Source organism: Mycobacterium persicum (genome assembly GCF_002086675.1).
GTDB lineage: Bacteria > Actinomycetota > Actinomycetes > Mycobacteriales > Mycobacteriaceae > Mycobacterium > Mycobacterium persicum.
In genome coordinates this window covers 1-467 of sequence record NZ_MVIF01000305.1, presented here as the reverse complement: position 1 = coordinate 467, position 467 = coordinate 1, and the positions used below count along the sequence as shown (strand labels likewise).

The window sequence follows — 467 nt, the reverse complement described above, 5'->3', positions numbered from 1 at the left end:
ACCAACTACATTGCCAGATCGCTACTGGAAACCGGTGGATTCAGACCCCAACTACACCCTCGATTGTGAAGAGCCACTAATCACGTTGACCTTCAACGAATTCCGCTCGAATTTTCGACGGCCAATCATTAGAGGCATCACAACATTGACTAATGACCGCCGCGAGGCCGACAGCCATCGATCATACGGAAGCCGCCCAGCCCGCGCCGGCTTCCCCTGCGTAATGACAAACAGCGCTTACATATCAGCTGGATGCCAGGTCGAGGCGCCGCTCCGGCCGTTTCCTACGCCGTTGTGACCCGAGCCTCCTAAGCCGCCAATACCGCCCGTGAGGCCGCCCGAACCGCCGTCACCACCGGGGCTATTTGGGGTATCCAGACCAAAGATCGCCTTACCGCCCTCGCCCGTACCCTGGGGTTCGCCAGCGGCCCCACGACCCCCGGATACCGCGGTGCTTCCGGTGCCGC

General features: G+C 61.0%; 1 pseudogene. It reads right to left on the bottom strand.

Features of this window, described 5'->3' with window-relative positions:
• Positions 1-237: 237 nt before the first annotated feature.
• Positions 238-467: pseudogene (locus tag BST40_RS31315) on the bottom strand (PE family protein); the annotation flags it as partial.